Here is a 16,196-nt window from a genome sequence, read left to right as displayed (position 1 = left end):
GTCAAACGAAGTCTCTCTCTAAGAGACTAAATAATCGAGGGGTTATTATAATTTTGTATGATTAATTGTACCACAATAAATGAATATACTTAATTAAATCTCAGATACAAATGGCTAAAAAAGTTGCTAGATGAGCATTTTTATTTCTTCCTTCTTCCTTCTTCCTTCTTCCTTCTTCCTTCTTCCTTCTTCTTACAGCATGAAAACTGATTGGACTGGATACAACCACGACAAAGACAAGTTAAGAGCTGAAATTTGGTCTTTGCTGAAGCAGCAAGCCGCATCTATTGGCGATCCGTTTGGTCATATTCCAAACTTTGTCGGTGCTGAGTTAGCGGCAGAAAGATTGGCAACTTTACCAATATGGCAACAAGCAAAAACGATTAAGTGCAATCCAGATTCGCCACAAATTCCGGTGCGATGGCGTGCTTTGCAGGAGGGAAAACGCCTGTATATGGCAGTACCGCGCTTGACAAGCACGCGCTGTTTTGTTGAGTTAACTGCTGAGGATTTGCAGCGGCAAAATATATCAATTGCCGAAAGTGCGATCGCCCGCAAAGCACTCGCTTGCGGAAAATTGGTAAGTTTTGCAGAAATGGAGCCGATTGATTTAGTAATAGTCGGCTGCGTAGCGGCAGGCCCCAACGGTGGAAGAACCGGGAAAGGTGCAGGATTTGCGGATTTAGAATTGGCTATGTTGAAGGAATTCGGGTTAGTTAAAATCGATACGCCAATTGTAACAACAGTGCATCCTTTGCAAATAGTCGAAGATTCGCGTTTGCCAATGCAAGCTCACGATTGGGCGCTGAATTGGATTGTTACTGCCCAGGAGGTAATTGAAACTAATACAAGTTATCCGCGTCCGACAGGGTTAAACTGGAATTGTATACGGCCGGAACAGTTGAAACAAATTCCGATTTTGCGAAAGTTGAGAGAGCAAGACTAGATAACGAGTTTCTGTGCTAAAATTGTCTACAGTTTACTATTGTAGAACATGAAAGTTATTTTGGGAGACATTACAAAACTGGAAGTTGATGCGATCGTGAATGCTGCAAATAGCAGCTTAATGGGTGGTGGTGGAGTAGATGGAGCAATACACAGAGCAGCAGGATCGGAACTTTTTGATGAATGCCGATTACTTGGAGGATGTAAGACTGGTGATGCTAAACTAACTAAGGGATATAAATTGCCTGCACGCTTCGTCATCCACACAGTAGGGCCAGTATGGCGGAAGGGTAATGATGGAGAACCGGAACTCTTAGCCGAGTGTTACCGTAAGTGTATGCAAATTGCCACAGATCGAGAGTTTGAGAGTTTGGCATTTCCTTGCATTAGCACCGGCATTTACAGCTATCCTAAAGCTCTAGCAGGTGAGATTGCAGTGAAGGTATGCTCGGAATATATACAAAATAATGGTGGTTCTCAAAAAGTAATTTTTTGCTGTTTCGATCGAGAGAATTATGAAATTTATGAGAGGATTCTATCTAAATACAACCATAAAAAATCTCTCTAAAACTTCATCAGACGCACCCTACAAGTTTAGGATTTACTCATTGTATCTTAAGGCCAAAGAGAATTTACAGCGATCGCCCCAATTTCTATTCCTTCAATAATAATCGGTATAACAGCCGATCGCCCAAAATCTAACCTTCGACTGTAATCTGGCTGCTCAACTTCAACAAGAGGTTGAGAGTACACCTCAACCAGTCCTTCAAGAAGATTCACAATCCAATAAATCGCAATTCCAGCGCGGGCATAAATCCGTTTTTTTACAGTTCGATCGCGCTGAAGCGTCGTATCGGATACTTCAATAATCAGGGCAATATCTTCAGCACCAGGATGCCGATCGATATACTGTCGCGTATCCCCTCGAACAACCACTATATCAGGTTCGGGTTCGCTGTTAGATAGCGTTATCGGTTCTTGGGAATCAACATACCACCCCGCAGGTAAAATGTTCTCTAAAGCTGTTCTGACAAGACGAGTTGTTACTCGATGCGGTGGATTTTTTGGCATTTTGAAAACCAGCCAACCTTCCAGCAATTCTACAGAGTCATCATCCGTGAGAATGCCAGCTTGAATTATCGCATGATACTGCTCTATGCTCAAGCGCAAAATCAGATCGTTCGGAATTGCTGCGACGCTTTCAACGGGCGACATAACAGTATGCGGGAGTTAATTTAGTTATGATTTTACCTGATTTTAACATATATCTACTTTGTGGTGAACACGCGCCATGCAATGAAAGCAGTAAAACCTAGATAACCAAACACGGTAATCCAGTCTAGCCAATTGTCGGAAGTTATCAAAAAAATATCGTTCACGGGCACCGTTCACCTGATTATTAATTACAGAAATCATACCAAATCCCGGTTACTTATCCCCATTTCTCTGTTCTCTTCCTCTGCTTGCTCTGCGTCAATAGCGGTTAAATCATTCCGATGCAACCGGAATTGAGATGACTGGCTTTTTGGGAAAATTATATTAACTTTTTTTCATAGTTTCCCTATGCTTATTCAAGAAATCTAACAATGCTTCCGCCTCCGGTGATGGCTGTAAACTGGCGTAAGAATAGCGATACAAACCTCTGCAAATCAGAGATAACCGCGTTGGGAAATCAAGCACTGATGGGATATCGACGATCGCATCATCAACGGGTGGAATATCCCCTCGCTGACAATATACTGCATAGCTAATTCGAGGCGATTTAGCCCGACTGCTGCTGCGGCTTCCCCAGTGAAAAACGTATTGATCCCAGCACGATAGAGTACCAGCTTGTGTAGGTAAAGCCCGGATATCTTCCAAGGCAAATTTAGTAGCTTTTGTTTTGAGATTTTTGATAGCTTCAGCATACTCTGGATCGCGGTTTGCCGGAATCATGTACATACATGAATTGAGGGGATTAGCCTCAGTAATTGTTACCCAGAGAGTAAGCACTGTCGGCATACCGTTGGAGTCTATAGTATTTTCGTACTCGGCGTCGCGGTGAGGCTCAAATCCTTTGCCGCTGTCAGAAGTTTCTATGTAATAAACCCAAAAATTTGGAACTAGCTTGTAGCCGTTTCCCAGAATTCCTGTCAAAGTTGAGTTAAAGTAACCAAATGCTTGATAGAAGACATCGTAGACGAGGGCAAACATTGTCGGAAACCCTGCTTTTCTGACATTTTCTATACAGTCGCGCATCTGGTGAATAGTAGCAGCAGGTATTACGCTAGGTGTTTGGAAATAGCCTTCTTCTCGCAGTTGCAGCCTGTACTCGTGAAATTCTGCTTTTTGGATTCCCGAAAATTCTGAAAAGCCATCAAATGGTCGATCGGAAATAGTGGAATTGGGGTTGATATCGCGCCAGTAGTTAATATCTTCTGCTTGTGGCAGAAGTGGAATTAATTTATCTAAGTCAAGAGACTTTCTCAGAATGACAGTTTCTTCAGTCATCGACCCTATTTTACGTTGATACTGCACAGGGGAAAGCCGGGACGATCGCTCTTTTGCGATATTTGTGCTAATCTTTCCCCCTACTGCTGATTTTACGTCATTAACAAGCTAAAATCTCCAATTAATTAACTCCCAAATTTGTTTTAAAATATTGCCGGTACAACTCGCACCTCGGCACGCACTCGTTACCATGCAATTTCACCAACCCCAAACTGTCTAATTTAAACGCCTGCATCGCTTTTAATGGCACCGGAGAATCCGCCGCTGCAATCTCTCTCATTCCCTGCGCCAACTCTGGATATTCTTCTAAATTCCACAACTGCCGGCGCAAATGGTCGCTATAAATTCCAGCATCTGCGATCGCAGTTTCTTTTAATTCATCGAGTGTCAAATCCGATCGCGAAATGTGATATAATGCAACTCGCACTAAATACGGATGTCCGCCGACAATTGCCATCAATTCCTCAACTTCGGCTTCCGACCAATTCAAGTTGTGGCGCGCTGCTAAATCTTGTATTTGCTGATGGTTGAATTCTGGCAAATCTACGGGAAGTCCGACATTAAAAGGCGATTGATTGATGTTCATCGGGATGTAAACTTCGGTGGAGTGAACTACAATTAATCGCAGTTTTTTCCAGATGTCGCGCCGCTTCGATTCTTCGTGCCACGCCCGCAGCAGTCCTAAAAAGTCTTCGGCAATGTCGGGATATTGAAAAACGCGATCGATCTCGTCTAATCCTAAAATTAAAGGACTGTCGATTTGCGGCAAAATGTATTTTTCAAAGTAATCTTTGCAGTTGACTTTGCTGCCAAAAATCTCGTCCCAATAATCGTCTAATTGATTTGCTAAGTGCAACTCGCGACCGACGTAAGCGCAAAACCACTTTAAGAATTTATCTAAGTTGGCAAATACGGCTTTATCTACTAACTGAAAAGTTAGTGGCACGGTGCAATAGCCTTGACGGGATCCGTGATGCAAAATTCTTGCCATCAAGGAAGTTTTGCCCATTTGTCTCGGTGCTTTGATTCTAATTAACGCGCTGGGCTGCACTATAGTTTGATAGCAGCGTTCTTCGATGGGCGGGCGTTCTACATAAAATTGAGAAGCGACATCGACTTGTCCTCCGGGTAATTCCGATTCGGCGGCGGGTAGAGGTGTTTCGTCGCTGCTAATTTCTAATAGCTGTTTTTGTGTTAAATTTTCCGTTTCTTCGGTCACTGGTACGGGTTCTTCTGCTAGCAAGTTCAGAACTTCTTCGATAATAATTGGAGTGTCGGCTGTGGTTTTCCATTCCCTCTGTTTGATCCGGTACAGATAGCCGCGCAAATCGTGATTTAGAGGCGCGTTCAGCGGAAAACCGACGCGGATGGGGAGAATTATTGGTCTTCTGTCAGCGCGAGCATCTTGCAGTTCTTTTGCTTGCTGAACTTGATATGTTAGCAGTTCGCTTTGGCTGACCGTTGGCGGCAATAGTAGGAGCAAATAATCGCATTCTTGGAGGAAAAAATTAATGCGATCGAACCAATTATCTCCCAATCTAATGTTATTTTCTGCTGTAAACACTGTATGACCGATCGCGCTTAAGGCCGTTTCTAACTGTTTTCCCAACTCGCGATCGGGTTCGGCGTTGCGATAACTGACAAATACTTTAACAATTCTGCTGCTGGTGGCTGTTTCCCCCGCTGGCGGCAAATTGTCCAGCTCGTCTAAATTTTCCGGTTCTTCAAGTTTAGCCGATCGGTGGTCGCCATTCGCCAGAGTCATCTCAAAAGCCGCGAACAACTGGCGAATTTTACTCAAATCCGCACCTTCTCTACCCTGCTTAATTTTGCTGACTGTATCGGCACCTACGCCAGACTCGGCCTCTATTTCAGTCAGAGTACCTCTAATGTTATGTCGGTCAGACCATTCTTGGAGCGCCTCGTTAAGTTTCTTTAAGCCAGAGGCAGTGAGAATGCGACCGCGATCGCGTTTTGACTTGAGCACTTCGCTTGCACTGAAAGGGAAAGGAATCTAGGAAGTTTAACGCCTTAAGTCCCTATTTTAGGCGATTTTAAGGGAGATAGTCAGCTAGCCGGAATTTAAGGCATTTTACTTGGAGTAGTTTTTGGGGCGATCAACTCCTCAAACTCTGTCCTGATAACGGCTTCAACAGTTGAATATATTTGAGTATAAAAATTTTTTCTTAACTCCCCAATCTCCGCCGCTAATGACCGCTTAAATTTTTAGAGTAGATACACCCAGCAGAAAAGGAGCAGCCAAATGAGCAAAATCTTACACAGACTGGCAATGGCCGCTTTAGGAACCGGCGCCATTTTCACAATTAATACACTTAATAATTTAACAGAAGCATCAGCGGCTGGTAAATTTGACCAATCAGAAATTCATCAAAACACAGCTTTTCCAATTCCCGTACCGGGGCAGTTCCATAAATAGGGAAATTCATTGATTTAATTAAGGAGAAATTATGAAGTCTACACTTTGCTCGCCGCAACCTACAGCTACAAAATCTGACTCCGTTGATGCTGAGGCGATCGATGCCTGCACTGCACTTGCGTGGGTTGAATTGGTAGCATTAGATGCCAGCGCTCTCACAGGGGATGATTGGCTGGCTTTGTGCGATGATATTGATAGCGGGGAAATCTACCGCTGCTGGTTTTTGTGGCGCGACCGCGAAGTTAGCGGTAATTGGGAAGCTTACGATCCTTTGAGCGATCGCCGATTTGTTGCTAAAGAAAAAGTGTTGCTCAAAGCCGCGATCGACTCGCTCGAAGATGCTAGAAATCTGGCGACACCAAAACTTTAATTCATCTAAGGCGCATACATTTCGCGCGGACAAAACAATAATTGGGCGAAGATAATTGACGACTGACTAAACAAACTTTCGTCCGCCTGCACGAGACTGGAAGAAAAAGGGGTAATAGAACCGGATTTGATATGAGTCCCGAAAACCAAATATTCTCAAAGAAAATAAAAAAAATTACGGCGGCAGGCAGAGTTGACTGTATGATCCTATGTGCTTCGTCTCGAAAGCGGTCGAGAACACTGTGACCGCCGCTTTCTCGTTGCCACTGTTAAACTCTTTGTCTTTAAACATGACTCCAAAACTGCGATGGCTGTTGCCTGCTTTAATTAGTGTTTTGTCGATCGCCCTACCCGCAAAAGCTGATACACTAACATCTTGGCACTTCGATGCCAGCGAAAACCAACTCAATTTAACCACGGATTCAGGAGTTCAGCCGCAAGTCAAACTCATTGCAAATCCCACCCGCTTAGTAATTGATTTACCGGGAATAGTATTGGAATATCCCGAAACTCCTCAAAGCTACAACTCAGCTATTCAACAAATTAGAGTCGGACAGTTTGACACCGAAACTACCAGGTTAGTCATACAATTAACTCCAGGTTATAAGTTAGACCCGCAACAAGTCCGAGTCATTAGAGAATCTGCCACGCGCTGGTCGTTTCAGTTGCCAAATCCCGAGCAAATAGCGGGAAACGAGTCTGTTATACCTACAGCTATTACCCGGATAGAACAAACAACAGGTCAAGTTACGCCCACTTTTTCTCCCGCAAATCAGAGAAACTATTCCGCTGATTTGGGGATGTCAACAGGCTTGGAAATGACAGCCATCAAGCCTCAAATCGAAAGTGCGATCGAACAGTATAGATCCCTCAGCGCCGGAATGTTTTTTCTGGATTTAGATACAGGAAACTATTTGGATATCAAGGGCGATCGCGTATTTCCGGCCGCGAGTACCATCAAATTACCTATTCTGATAGCCTTTTATCAAGATGTAGACGCAGGCAAAGTTAGCCTAGACGAAACATTAGTTATGAAGTCCGACTTAGTTGCCAGCGGGTCTGGAACTATGCAAGACGAACGAGATGGCACTCGGTTTAGCATCAGAGAAACCGTAGATAAAATGATTACCATCAGCGACAATACAGCCACCAACATGATTATTGAACGTTTGGGGGGAATTGCTAAACTCAACGAGCGTTTTCGCAGTTGGGGATTAACTGATACGAGGATTCGCAATTGGCTCGGCGATTTTCAAGGAACAAATACAACAAGTTCTGTGGATATGGTAAAGCTGCTGGCGATGCTGTCTCGCGATAAATTAGTCTCTGAATCCAGTCGGGAACAAGCTTTAGAATTACTGCGACGCACCACAACTAGAACGCTGTTACCTTCGGGTTTAGGCGCAGGAGCCGTGATTGCTGACAAAACCGGAGATATCGGTTTTGTGGTTGGCGATGCGGGAATTATTGATATGCCCAACGGCAAGCGTTATTTGGCCGCAATATTTGTCAAACGTCCTTACAATGACCCGATTGTGAGAGATTTTGTGCGTCGGATTTCGCGGATTGTTTACAATTATTTAGACCAACCTGCGGCGAAAGTACCGGAATTATAGAACTCATGCAAAAAACCCGCTTTCTGGTAAAAATCGTCGATTGATACGAACAATTAACACAGAAACGGGGTTTTTGGTGTGGCTTGCGTAAGCGCTGAATTAACAATTAACTTAAGACTATTCTTTCCGCTCGATGGCTACAGTCAAATGAGCCGCAACTGCCCCAACTGTAGCAAGTACAGCAGCAATTGGAAAGGCTACCGAGCCTGCAACACCGCCCACCAATCCAGCCATCAGCGGAATGTCTGCCAAAATCCGCCCTTGCGAGTTTTTGATGACGAGGCGGCGGAGTTTTCCTTGCTCAATTAGTTCTTTGACTTTAGCAATTAAACTGTCGGCGCTAATCTTGAATTCTTCCACTCTGACTTTTTCTTCGGTTGCAAATTCTGAAGCGAATAAAGGAGTTTCAACTGTTGGGTTGGCTGAATTTCCGGCTGCTGTTTCGTCTTGTACGATCGTTACTTGTTGTTCTAGTTGTGAGTTCATTTTTTGTAGGGGCGGGTGAAAACCAACCGTTTAATTTGTATACCCTTATCTTCGGCGATCGCACTTGGGAATGACAGGCAAGGAAACCCTACAATCTGCATTCGTACTTTCCACCCCCCCACTTTTACTCAAAACCTTATCTCTGTCTGGTTAGAAAAGGGCGGGTTAATCTATTCCTAAAGGTATAGAAAATATCTTTGGGAAAAGCCGCCCCTAGTGATTATTTGTGTCGAATTAGCTCGTAAATTTCCACATAGTCTTTAGCTGGATATTTCCACGAATTGTCACAATTCATGCCTTGAAGCATGAGTTTTTCAAATTCATCATGATAGTCATACCACAATCCGATCGCCCGATCGAGCGCCGACTCTAAAGCGCCGTAGTCGCTTTGGTAAAACACGTAACCGTTGCGCTCTTCAGGGAGGTGGCGGGTGTCGTAATCTCGATCGAACACAGTATTCACCAAACCGCCAACTCCCCGCACCACAGGAACAGTACCGTACCTCAACCCGATCATCTGAGTCAGCCCGCAGGGCTCGTAATTGCTGGGAACCACAATCATATCCCCACCCGCATAAATTAAGTGCGACAGTTCCTCATTAAAACCTAGTTCTAAATGGCAGTCTGGATTATCATTTAAAAACTGTCTTTCGTGCTGGAAATGCGCGTTAATTCCCGCTTCCGTCGCAGAACCCAAAAGCACGAATTGCGCTCCCTTACTCAGAGAGTAATAAATTGCGTGGTGGACGAGATGAACGCCTTTTTGGTCGTCCAAACGGCCGATAAAGGTAATAATAGGCTTGTCAGCATCGCGCAGTAACAGGCGATCGCGCAAAGCTTTTTTAGTTTTGGCTTTTCCTGCCAAATCCTCCTGAGTGTAGTGGTGCGGAATATAGCGATCGGTCTCGGGATTCCACACATCGTAATCAATGCCGTTGAGCACCCCGCGAAACTTCTCTTGATACAAATGCAAAGTGTGGCCCAAACCGTAGCCAAACTCGCCGAGGTGAGCTTCCCAAGCGTGGTGCGGCGAAACTGTGGTGACAAAATTAGAGTACACAATGCCACCTTTCATAAAGTTGATGGCAAAAGGGTTAAAGTTATCTCGGAGGCGATCGTACTCAAAATAATAATCCGGTCTGTGCAAACCCGTTGCTTGCAAAATATCGCTACCTCCCATGCCTTGATGTTTGAAATTGTGAATGGTATAGCAGACTCGCTGATATTCCATCCAATTGTATTTGTAAATTTCAAACAGCAAGACAGGCACCAAACCAGTTTGCCAATCGTGACAGTGAATCACATCGGGACGCTTGTTGCTTCTGAGCAAAAATTCCAAAGCGGCTTTGCTGAAAAATGCAAACCGCATATTGTCGTCATTGCACCCGTAATAACAGCCGCGATTAAAAAAGTTATCTTGAGAGCGAGGTTCGATGAAAAAACACAACTGCCCGTGCACCCAGCCGCACAAGACATCACAGAGGATTTCGCCGCCGTACCAGGGCACAGCCAAATCCCGGTAGGCCTCGTGAAGTCCCCAAATGTGGTCGTACCTCATGCAGTCGTACTTGGGTAGAATAATCTCGACGCAGTGGCCGGAATTCTGCAACTCCCGACTCAAACCGTAAACTACGTCGCCCAAACCCCCTGCTTTGATGACGGGGGCGCACTCCGAGGCAATTTGTACAATGTACATTTTTTTTTCTCGCTCCTGGATAAATCAAAAAAATAATTTCTTAACTTGACAAAGTATATGAGTTCGCGACAAATAAGCAAGTCGGCCATTGGGAATACAAGGAAATACGCACAGCTAGCGGATGTTGGGGCAGATTCGGGCGATCGCTGGCAATAGCCCAACGGGGAAGGATATCATCGAGGCGAAGCTGCAAGCTCTCCTTCAAAGGAAAAATCATCGGTTGAGCAAGTCGAAATTGTGGCAACTCGATCGCAAATTCCGCAAAATTTAACTCATTTTCTCGCATTTGTCAACTCAATCTTTTGAGCCAAATCGCCATTTGTCTCGTCTAGTTCCGAATATCGATCGAATAACTCACTCAAAGCTTCTTCTCCAGCAATCTCTCCATTACTGACAAACTTCTCTACCTCCACCGAACCATCACTCAAAAATTCAATTTCCCACCGTTCCCCAGGTACAGATACAATTACCATCATAGCTTCATCGCGATGATGCGCTAAACTGTAATCAATCGCCTGTTTTTCCAATTTTTGCAAAAATAATATTACTTGGTCAAACCCATTATTTTTCATCTATCAAATCTCCGATCGCTCAACAATTTGCGAGCTATCCTAAAGCCTGGGATATTGTCTTCAACACCTCTTTCTATTTGCTCCCATATCATCATTTCGCTAAATTATTCCCAACTTGACGAACTTGCCGGAAGCTGTGCTTGTTTTATACTACCTTTTTTACCTTTGAGAATCTCAGACACTTTCATGCCTGCAAATTTTTGTGCGATGTTTCTTCCTCCTTGTATTGCATAAATCCAACTCATATTTTTCATGCCGCTCGACAGCAATGGAACAAGTTATCCCAAACCCATCGCATCATTTTCACATACTAATAATTTACCTTTCCCTTGATAAAACCAAACATAACCCTCCCCGCCGCCTTTGCCAAAATGACCTAATTTTCGATAATCTTCTTCAATTCCCTTGGTAAATCCTTTAACCAAATCGCAATCAGCTATCAAAGTTTCACCTTGTTTGAGTTCAACAACCTTAGCCGGTGAACTTGTAGCTGCTACAACAGTAGCTTTTTGCTCGCGCAAAGCTGTAACAGCAATTCTCCACCTACCGTCATTAGAAGCAGCCACTTGTCGGAATTTCAGTTTTTTAGCACCGATAACTACATTGTCGGAACAAAACTGAAATACACCGTCATCAAACTCCCACTGCTCTGCATCCGAAAGCTCGATCGGCGTATAATGCAGGAAATTCCCTTTTTGTCTCGGTTCGAGCTTCACCGTACCAGTTCCTTGATATACGGGAGCGTTGTAGTCCATTTCCGTTGTCAAAGATACCCACATATCTTTCAAACGGTTATCCGTTTTATAAACACCGGAAGTCAATTTCCCCATACACCAATGCAGCGCACCTTTTTGAATTATCACTCCCGAATTGTTCAAGTTAATTTCTACTTGCTGAACGAGGGGAATATTTTTAGTGGGATGGTAAAACTTATTGGTTTCAGGATTGATGTTATTTTGGATGTACCACAAATCCGTTGGTTCCAAAACTTGGATTTCGTATTTCATAATATACCTCGCGTATTTAGTTGAAATGTGTTAAACATTTGACCCTTGATTTGGGACTTTCGCGATCCCGGACTTATCTTGTAAAATTTATCTTTTGCAGACATCCTCTGCTACTGTTAAAGTATCTAGCTATCTTAGCAATAGCAGACAGCGCCCCTCCACAATTGTTGAGAAAAATTTATGCCTGCGATCGCACAATCTCCCAATTTACCCATTTTACAAGAAATCAACTCAGGATTACCCAATATTTGCGGCTCCGAAGCAGAAATTAATGCCGCAGCCAATAGCAACGAACCAATCTTTCTACCTACCACAAATCTGCGCCTAGAAAACATTCAAGCCGGATTTGCCTGCGCCCTGCATATGCACCAACCGACAATTCCTGCCGGTGCAAACGGCGAACTGATCTGCAATCTCCAGCATATGTTTGAACATCCCAACCAAGGAGATAATCACAACGCCGGAGTCTTTGCTTGGTGCTATTCCCGCATGGGAGAATTTATTCCCCAACTAATTGCTGAAGGCTGCAACCCGCGAATTATGCTCGACTATTCGGGCAACTTATTGTGGGGATTGCGCCAAATGGGACGCGACGATATCTTTGATAATCTCAAGCGGATTACCTGCGATCCTCAATATCAACCCCACGTAGAATGGCTGGGGACAATGTGGAGTCACGCCGTCATTCCTTCAACTCCCATTCCCGACATCAAACTCCAAATTCAAGCATGGCAACATCATTTTGCGGCAATTTTTGGCTTGGATGCCCTGAAGCGTGTTAAAGGTTTTTCGCCCCCAGAAATGCACTTTCCCAATCACCCTGATACACTTTACGAATACATCAAAGCTTTGAAAGAATGCGGCTATCGCTGGCTGATGGTGCAGGAACATTCTGTAGAAAATCCCGACGGTTCGGGATTGTCGCAAGACCAAAAATATATTCCCAACCGTTTGGTTGCCCGCAATTCTCGCGGCGAAACAATCAGTATTACTGCTTTGATTAAAACCCAAGGTTCAGATACGAAATTGGTCGGTCAAATGCAGCCTTATTACGAAGCCAAAGGACGCAATAAACAGCAAATTGGCAATGTCACAGTTCCTTCTTTAGTTACTCAAATTGCCGACGGCGAAAATGGCGGCGTCATGATGAATGAATTTCCCAGCGCCTTTGTCAAAGCTTGGCACGAAAACCGCGAACAAGGCGGGGGAAAATCCGGCGTTGTCGGTTTAAACGGGACTGAATATTTGGAAATAATTGAGGCGGCGGGCGTTAATCCTGAAGATTATCCTGTTTGTCAGGGGATTAACCAGCACAAAATCTGGCAGTTAGTCGATCCTGATAGTGCGACACCGGAAAAAGTGGAAAGTGCGATCGCCCAACTCAAGCAAACCGACCATAATTTTCACATGGATGGTGCTTCTTGGACTAACGATTTGAGTTGGGTAAAAGGCTACGAAAACGTCTTGGAACCGATGAATCTACTCAGCGCTGCATTTCACCGAAAATATGACCCGCTGGTGCAGCAAGATGGCGCCGTTACTAAGCAGTTTGAATACCAACAAGCTTTGCTTTACAACTTGCTGCTACAAACAAGCTGTTTCCGCTATTGGGGACAGGGAACTTGGACTGATTACGCGCGCGAACTTTACAACCGTGGCGCTGCTTTAATGAAGTAGGAGAATTTATTGTAGGGTGCCCCGGAAACAAAGTGTTTGAGCCTCCTCAAATATCGGCGCTGAGGCACCCTACATCTAGAAAACTTTATTGATAAAGAGAGGACAAAAGTCCTCACTACAAACACGGACTTACCAATTACTGTCTACATTTCCTGCATCAGCCGCAAATAGTTTTGCCGCATCTGCGTCATATTTTCCATCATTCTATTAGCCATATCTTTCTCAACATCGCTCATTTGTTGCCAAAATAAAGCCGATCGCCTCGCCATAATTGCTTCTTCCCACAACATCTCCAAAAGTTGCGCCGCCATTGGGTTTTCAGCATCGATAATCCCACACAATTGCTCGAAGGCCCGGTTAGCTTCGGTGTGAGTGCTAACATCCTGAACCAGGGTTAGGCATTTCTTGAGTTGTACGATCGGATTTTCAGAAGAGTAAGCCATAATTTCACTAAGATAAGCTACAAAATTTACGCTGATACCTTTGACATTACTAGAGTTGTGACACAGCCGTAGAGTTCCCTACATACCACCGCCAAGGCAAATCAATTCCTTGAGAAATTCCGATCCGCGTAGTTTGCACAAAATTTATTGTACCCTCCTCCACAGCTTGCTGAAAGCGATCGCTCCGGTGTTCTAACCGCAGCGGTTGGCCTGCACCCAAGGGAAAACCGCTTAAAGTTCGATCGAGCTTCAGTACCTTACACAGTTTCCCAGGCCCGGCGGCGAGGCGCGATCGCTTCTTCTCGGGAATTCCAGCGAATTCTTGGGGAACCGCATCTACCTGCAAAGCTCGAATCAGCACAGCACTAGCAACTCCCTCTGCATCCGTCACCACGTTAAAACAGTGATACATCCCGTAGATTAGGTAAACGTAGCTCATACCCGCAGGCCCGAACATCACCTCATTGCGAGGAGTGCGCTGTCGGTAAGCGTGACAAGCGGGGTCTCCCGGGCCGTAAGCTTCGGTTTCGACAATAATTCCCCGAATTGTCTCGCCGTCAGGAAACTGCCGCACCAGCGAGCATCCCAGCAAATCTGGCGCTACGCTGGTAGATGGTCGCGCCAGCCAAAAAGATTCTACAATCTGAGTATTTGCACTCACTCAATAACAGCAGGTAAATTATGGACGTTAAGTTAGTTTTAGCAGTCTTGACAGCAGTTTTCACCGTTTGCTGTCTGTTCTTCGGCACAAAAAACGGATTCTACGATACTGACAAGTATCACGGTAACGGTTCTGCTCACTAATTTTAGGCGTGCAGTTAATTTCTTAAAAAACCGCTGCCTGTTTTTCAGGCAGCGGTTTTCTTTCGATTTAATCGATTTAAACATTATTTGCTAGTCTTACTAAGGGTGAATTTTGCCATCTGGCATTTGAGCTTCTTGCAAGCTAGCATTCGATAATTCAGCGCATCCCATGAGGTTAAAACGCATTGTCGCCCCTCGATCCGTTGCTTTCATCTTGAAACCAACTACTGCATTTTCTGGGTTATTATGTTCTGGAACAGCCGTGACATTAAAATCCATATTTGCTTCTTTTTCTTTAGCCTCAAGGTTGAAAGTGATACCAGCACAGCCCAAATCAGCTCCCGTCAGATTGGCTCTATTTAAGTTGGCATTTTTGAGGTTGGCATTTGCCAATTTTGCTCCTGATAAGTTAGCACCTTCTAGGTTTGCTCCCTGCAAGTTGACTCCTTGCAAGTCTAATCCTTTGAGGTTGGCATTTCTAAAATTGCATTCGGGACACTGTTTTGTTTGCAGCAATTCCTTGACTTGGTTTTGTTGATTTGAAAAAGTTAGATATTTTGCCACAGTAAATACAACTGCGATGGACAATCCAGCAGTAAATAAATTCTTTAATTTCATAAATATCCGAAAAGCTGCGGGGGCTTTCTATCGCGGTTAATAGATTTCTACAATAGTGCGATCGACCTCTCCAGAATTTCCACAACAAAATTGTCTGCATCTGAGTCAATAAGTCCGGCGCAATTAAACACCGCCAGACTTATACATCCCGCCTCCTTTCCCTCACCAGTGCTGCTTTGAGCTTCGGACTCGTCCCGTCCGTCTGCTTCACTTTCCTTTGAGCCGTCCACAAACGGAATTTATTATTACCTGAAGGCGCGCATTGGCATATACCTGCGGACTGAAATAAAAGAAACTTTATTTATATCCCTGGAAAGAGGAAATTTTCGAGAGACTTGAGGATAATTAAAATAGAAACGCCATAAACGCCATACTGTAGCTGCGCTGTTAAGTTCTCAGCAACTACTTTTTTTGTCACAATTGCTTTGAGAAATTAATTTACTCTAAAAACTGTTGGCAGCAGCTCAGGTTCCTCAACCTCGCCAGAACACACTCTACCTATAATCCCGACAATTCGGAGCGGCAATGAACACAATCAAACCCGAACCCAAAAGATCGCGCTTCATGGCTCTGCTGCTGACAACGCTGCTGACCTTTCCCTTTGTAAGTGCTTGCGGTTCTAGCGATCAAAGTTCCGTTACTCCGCCTCCTGTTGATAATACTCGCGCTGGAGGAGTGCAACCTAATCGCGGCTCCACTCCTACGCCACAAGCTAAAAAAGGACTCAACACTGCTCAAAAAGTAGGGATTACTTTAGCAGGAGCAGCCGCCCTTTACTACATCTACAATCAGTACAAAAATAAACAAGAAAAGGGGCCGCAGGGAAAACATTACCTTTCCAAAAACGGTCGCGTTTACTACCGCGATGCCCAGAATCGCGCGGTCTGGGTAACGCCCCCGCCTGAAGGAATTACAGTTCCGGAGTCCGAGGCATCGCGTTACCGCGAATTCCAGGGGTACAACAACCAAACTACCGGTCGAGACCTTACTACCGTGCCGGAAGCTACAAGTCCTGTTCCGGCACAGTAGCCTAACC

22 protein-coding genes are annotated in these 16,196 nt (G+C 44.5%); 8 read left to right on the top strand and 14 right to left on the bottom strand.

The features are described 5' to 3' along the window. Window positions 1-100: 100 nt before the first annotated feature. Window positions 101-229, bottom strand: coding sequence for a hypothetical protein (locus QUA20_RS12660; protein ID WP_333189170.1), 129 nt, complete (start codon window positions 227-229; stop codon window positions 101-103). Between the two features lie 33 nt (window positions 230-262). Here QUA20_RS12660 and QUA20_RS12655 point away from each other — a divergent pair, with 33 nt between their 5' ends. Both QUA20_RS12655 and QUA20_RS12650 read left to right on the top strand, forming a co-directional pair. Further along, window positions 263-946, top strand: coding sequence for a 5-formyltetrahydrofolate cyclo-ligase (locus QUA20_RS12655; RefSeq protein ID WP_333189169.1), 684 nt, complete (start codon window positions 263-265; stop codon window positions 944-946). 48 nt (window positions 947-994) lie between these two features. Beyond that, the gene (locus QUA20_RS12650) at window positions 995-1,513 is read left to right on the top strand and encodes an O-acetyl-ADP-ribose deacetylase (RefSeq protein WP_333189168.1); all 519 of its coding nucleotides are present in this window, start codon (window positions 995-997) and stop codon (window positions 1,511-1,513) included. Window positions 1,514-1,560: 47 nt separating this feature from the next. Here the strand turns inward: QUA20_RS12650 and QUA20_RS12645 are convergent, their stop codons facing one another. The 3 genes from QUA20_RS12645 to QUA20_RS12635 all read right to left on the bottom strand — a co-directional run bounded on the left by QUA20_RS12645 (window position 1,561) and on the right by QUA20_RS12635 (window position 5,422). Then, entirely contained in the window at window positions 1,561-2,160 is a 600-nt protein-coding gene (locus QUA20_RS12645) for a Uma2 family endonuclease (RefSeq protein WP_333189167.1), read from the bottom strand. A 324-nt stretch (window positions 2,161-2,484) separates the two neighbouring features. After that, entirely contained in the window at window positions 2,485-3,435 is a 951-nt protein-coding gene (locus QUA20_RS12640; protein WP_333189166.1) for a phytanoyl-CoA dioxygenase family protein, read from the bottom strand. A 121-nt stretch (window positions 3,436-3,556) separates the two neighbouring features. Next, entirely contained in the window at window positions 3,557-5,422 is a 1,866-nt protein-coding gene (locus tag QUA20_RS12635; protein ID WP_333189165.1) for an AAA-like domain-containing protein, read from the bottom strand. A gap of 276 nt (window positions 5,423-5,698) precedes the next feature. Between QUA20_RS12635 and QUA20_RS12630 the strand changes: the two genes are divergently transcribed. The 3 genes from QUA20_RS12630 (at window position 5,699) to QUA20_RS12620 (ending at window position 7,857) form a co-directional block, all read left to right on the top strand. Further along, window positions 5,699-5,872, top strand: a complete 174-nt coding sequence (locus tag QUA20_RS12630) for a hypothetical protein (RefSeq protein ID WP_333189164.1) — start codon at window positions 5,699-5,701, stop codon at window positions 5,870-5,872. 31 nt (window positions 5,873-5,903) lie between these two features. Then, window positions 5,904-6,242 (top strand): hypothetical protein, encoded by a 339-nt coding sequence (locus tag QUA20_RS12625; protein WP_333189163.1) that lies wholly within the window; start codon window positions 5,904-5,906, stop codon window positions 6,240-6,242. A 289-nt stretch (window positions 6,243-6,531) separates the two neighbouring features. Continuing rightward, the gene (locus QUA20_RS12620; RefSeq protein ID WP_333189162.1) at window positions 6,532-7,857 is read left to right on the top strand and encodes a serine hydrolase; all 1,326 of its coding nucleotides are present in this window, start codon (window positions 6,532-6,534) and stop codon (window positions 7,855-7,857) included. A 117-nt stretch (window positions 7,858-7,974) separates the two neighbouring features. On the opposite strand, the gene QUA20_RS12615 is transcribed toward QUA20_RS12620, so the two are convergent. The 6 genes from QUA20_RS12615 to QUA20_RS12590 form a co-directional block, all read right to left on the bottom strand. Beyond that, window positions 7,975-8,343 carry a DUF4342 domain-containing protein gene (locus QUA20_RS12615; protein WP_333189161.1) on the bottom strand — a complete coding sequence of 123 codons (369 nt, stop codon included), beginning with the start codon at window positions 8,341-8,343 and terminating at the stop codon, window positions 7,975-7,977. Between the two features lie 220 nt (window positions 8,344-8,563). Further along, window positions 8,564-10,039 carry a glycogen synthase GlgA gene (glgA, locus tag QUA20_RS12610; RefSeq protein WP_333189160.1) on the bottom strand — a complete coding sequence of 492 codons (1,476 nt, stop codon included), beginning with the start codon at window positions 10,037-10,039 and terminating at the stop codon, window positions 8,564-8,566. A gap of 40 nt (window positions 10,040-10,079) precedes the next feature. Further along, a complete protein-coding gene (locus QUA20_RS12605) occupies window positions 10,080-10,325 on the bottom strand; it encodes a hypothetical protein (protein ID WP_333189159.1) in 246 nt (81 codons plus the stop codon). Beyond that, window positions 10,312-10,611: a hypothetical protein gene (locus QUA20_RS12600; protein WP_333189158.1), complete on the bottom strand. Its 300-nt coding sequence runs from the start codon at window positions 10,609-10,611 to the stop codon at window positions 10,312-10,314. The genes QUA20_RS12605 and QUA20_RS12600 overlap by 14 nt, the downstream gene beginning before the upstream one ends. Before the next feature lie 104 nt (window positions 10,612-10,715). Further along, window positions 10,716-10,856: a hypothetical protein gene (locus QUA20_RS12595; protein WP_333189157.1), complete on the bottom strand. Its 141-nt coding sequence runs from the start codon at window positions 10,854-10,856 to the stop codon at window positions 10,716-10,718. 33 nt (window positions 10,857-10,889) lie between these two features. Continuing rightward, on the bottom strand, window positions 10,890-11,618 hold the full coding sequence (locus tag QUA20_RS12590) for an AIM24 family protein (protein WP_172191029.1): 729 nt from the start codon (window positions 11,616-11,618) through the stop codon (window positions 10,890-10,892). A gap of 180 nt (window positions 11,619-11,798) precedes the next feature. On the opposite strand from QUA20_RS12590, the gene QUA20_RS12585 reads away from it, so the two are divergent. Beyond that, complete coding sequence (locus tag QUA20_RS12585; protein WP_333189156.1) at window positions 11,799-13,295, top strand: glycosyl hydrolase family 57; 1,497 nt, start codon at window positions 11,799-11,801, stop codon at window positions 13,293-13,295. Window positions 13,296-13,438: 143 nt separating this feature from the next. Here QUA20_RS12585 and QUA20_RS12580 read toward each other — a convergent pair whose 3' ends face one another. Beyond that, window positions 13,439-13,738 (bottom strand): hypothetical protein, encoded by a 300-nt coding sequence (locus QUA20_RS12580; RefSeq protein WP_333027404.1) that lies wholly within the window; start codon window positions 13,736-13,738, stop codon window positions 13,439-13,441. 49 nt (window positions 13,739-13,787) lie between these two features. After that, window positions 13,788-14,399 (bottom strand): DNA-3-methyladenine glycosylase, encoded by a 612-nt coding sequence (locus QUA20_RS12575; RefSeq protein ID WP_333189155.1) that lies wholly within the window; start codon window positions 14,397-14,399, stop codon window positions 13,788-13,790. A 20-nt stretch (window positions 14,400-14,419) separates the two neighbouring features. On the opposite strand from QUA20_RS12575, the gene QUA20_RS12570 reads away from it, so the two are divergent. Then, window positions 14,420-14,542, top strand: a complete 123-nt coding sequence (locus QUA20_RS12570; RefSeq protein ID WP_006633228.1) for a hypothetical protein — start codon at window positions 14,420-14,422, stop codon at window positions 14,540-14,542. A 99-nt stretch (window positions 14,543-14,641) separates the two neighbouring features. Here QUA20_RS12570 and QUA20_RS12565 read toward each other — a convergent pair whose 3' ends face one another. After that, entirely contained in the window at window positions 14,642-15,160 is a 519-nt protein-coding gene (locus tag QUA20_RS12565; protein ID WP_333189154.1) for a pentapeptide repeat-containing protein, read from the bottom strand. 47 nt (window positions 15,161-15,207) lie between these two features. Further along, complete coding sequence (locus QUA20_RS12560; protein ID WP_333189153.1) at window positions 15,208-15,390, bottom strand: hypothetical protein; 183 nt, start codon at window positions 15,388-15,390, stop codon at window positions 15,208-15,210. 295 nt (window positions 15,391-15,685) lie between these two features. On the opposite strand from QUA20_RS12560, the gene QUA20_RS12555 reads away from it, so the two are divergent. After that, window positions 15,686-16,189, top strand: coding sequence for a hypothetical protein (locus QUA20_RS12555; RefSeq protein WP_333189152.1), 504 nt, complete (start codon window positions 15,686-15,688; stop codon window positions 16,187-16,189). Window positions 16,190-16,196: the final 7 nt, after the last annotated feature.

Source organism: Microcoleus sp. Pol7_A1, assembly GCF_036701085.1.
Taxonomy (GTDB): Bacteria; Cyanobacteriota; Cyanobacteriia; order Cyanobacteriales; family Microcoleaceae; genus Microcoleus; species Microcoleus asticus.
Note: the sequence above shows the minus strand (reverse complement) of the source record. Positions and strands in the feature narration are given on the sequence as shown.

Coding starts and splice junctions, on each gene's coding strand:
- QUA20_RS12600 (WP_333189158.1), bottom strand. CDS start 10,611: ATGAAAAATAATGGGTTTGACCAAGTAATATTATTTTTGCAAAAATTG.
- QUA20_RS12590 (WP_172191029.1), bottom strand. CDS start 11,618: ATGAAATACGAAATCCAAGTTTTGGAACCAACGGATTTGTGGTACATC.
- QUA20_RS12615 (WP_333189161.1), bottom strand. CDS start 8,343: ATGAACTCACAACTAGAACAACAAGTAACGATCGTACAAGACGAAACA.
- QUA20_RS12585 (WP_333189156.1), top strand. CDS start 11,799: ATGCCTGCGATCGCACAATCTCCCAATTTACCCATTTTACAAGAAATC.
- QUA20_RS12595 (WP_333189157.1), bottom strand. CDS start 10,856: ATGAGTTGGATTTATGCAATACAAGGAGGAAGAAACATCGCACAAAAA.
- QUA20_RS12630 (WP_333189164.1), top strand. CDS start 5,699: ATGAGCAAAATCTTACACAGACTGGCAATGGCCGCTTTAGGAACCGGC.
- QUA20_RS12570 (WP_006633228.1), top strand. CDS start 14,420: ATGGACGTTAAGTTAGTTTTAGCAGTCTTGACAGCAGTTTTCACCGTT.
- QUA20_RS12565 (WP_333189154.1), bottom strand. CDS start 15,160: ATGAAATTAAAGAATTTATTTACTGCTGGATTGTCCATCGCAGTTGTA.
- glgA (WP_333189160.1), bottom strand. CDS start 10,039: ATGTACATTGTACAAATTGCCTCGGAGTGCGCCCCCGTCATCAAAGCA.
- QUA20_RS12580 (WP_333027404.1), bottom strand. CDS start 13,738: ATGGCTTACTCTTCTGAAAATCCGATCGTACAACTCAAGAAATGCCTA.
- QUA20_RS12620 (WP_333189162.1), top strand. CDS start 6,532: ATGACTCCAAAACTGCGATGGCTGTTGCCTGCTTTAATTAGTGTTTTG.
- QUA20_RS12605 (WP_333189159.1), bottom strand. CDS start 10,325: ATGCGAGAAAATGAGTTAAATTTTGCGGAATTTGCGATCGAGTTGCCA.
- QUA20_RS12625 (WP_333189163.1), top strand. CDS start 5,904: ATGAAGTCTACACTTTGCTCGCCGCAACCTACAGCTACAAAATCTGAC.
- QUA20_RS12650 (WP_333189168.1), top strand. CDS start 995: ATGAAAGTTATTTTGGGAGACATTACAAAACTGGAAGTTGATGCGATC.
- QUA20_RS12555 (WP_333189152.1), top strand. CDS start 15,686: ATGAACACAATCAAACCCGAACCCAAAAGATCGCGCTTCATGGCTCTG.
- QUA20_RS12645 (WP_333189167.1), bottom strand. CDS start 2,160: ATGTCGCCCGTTGAAAGCGTCGCAGCAATTCCGAACGATCTGATTTTG.
- QUA20_RS12640 (WP_333189166.1), bottom strand. CDS start 3,435: ATGACTGAAGAAACTGTCATTCTGAGAAAGTCTCTTGACTTAGATAAA.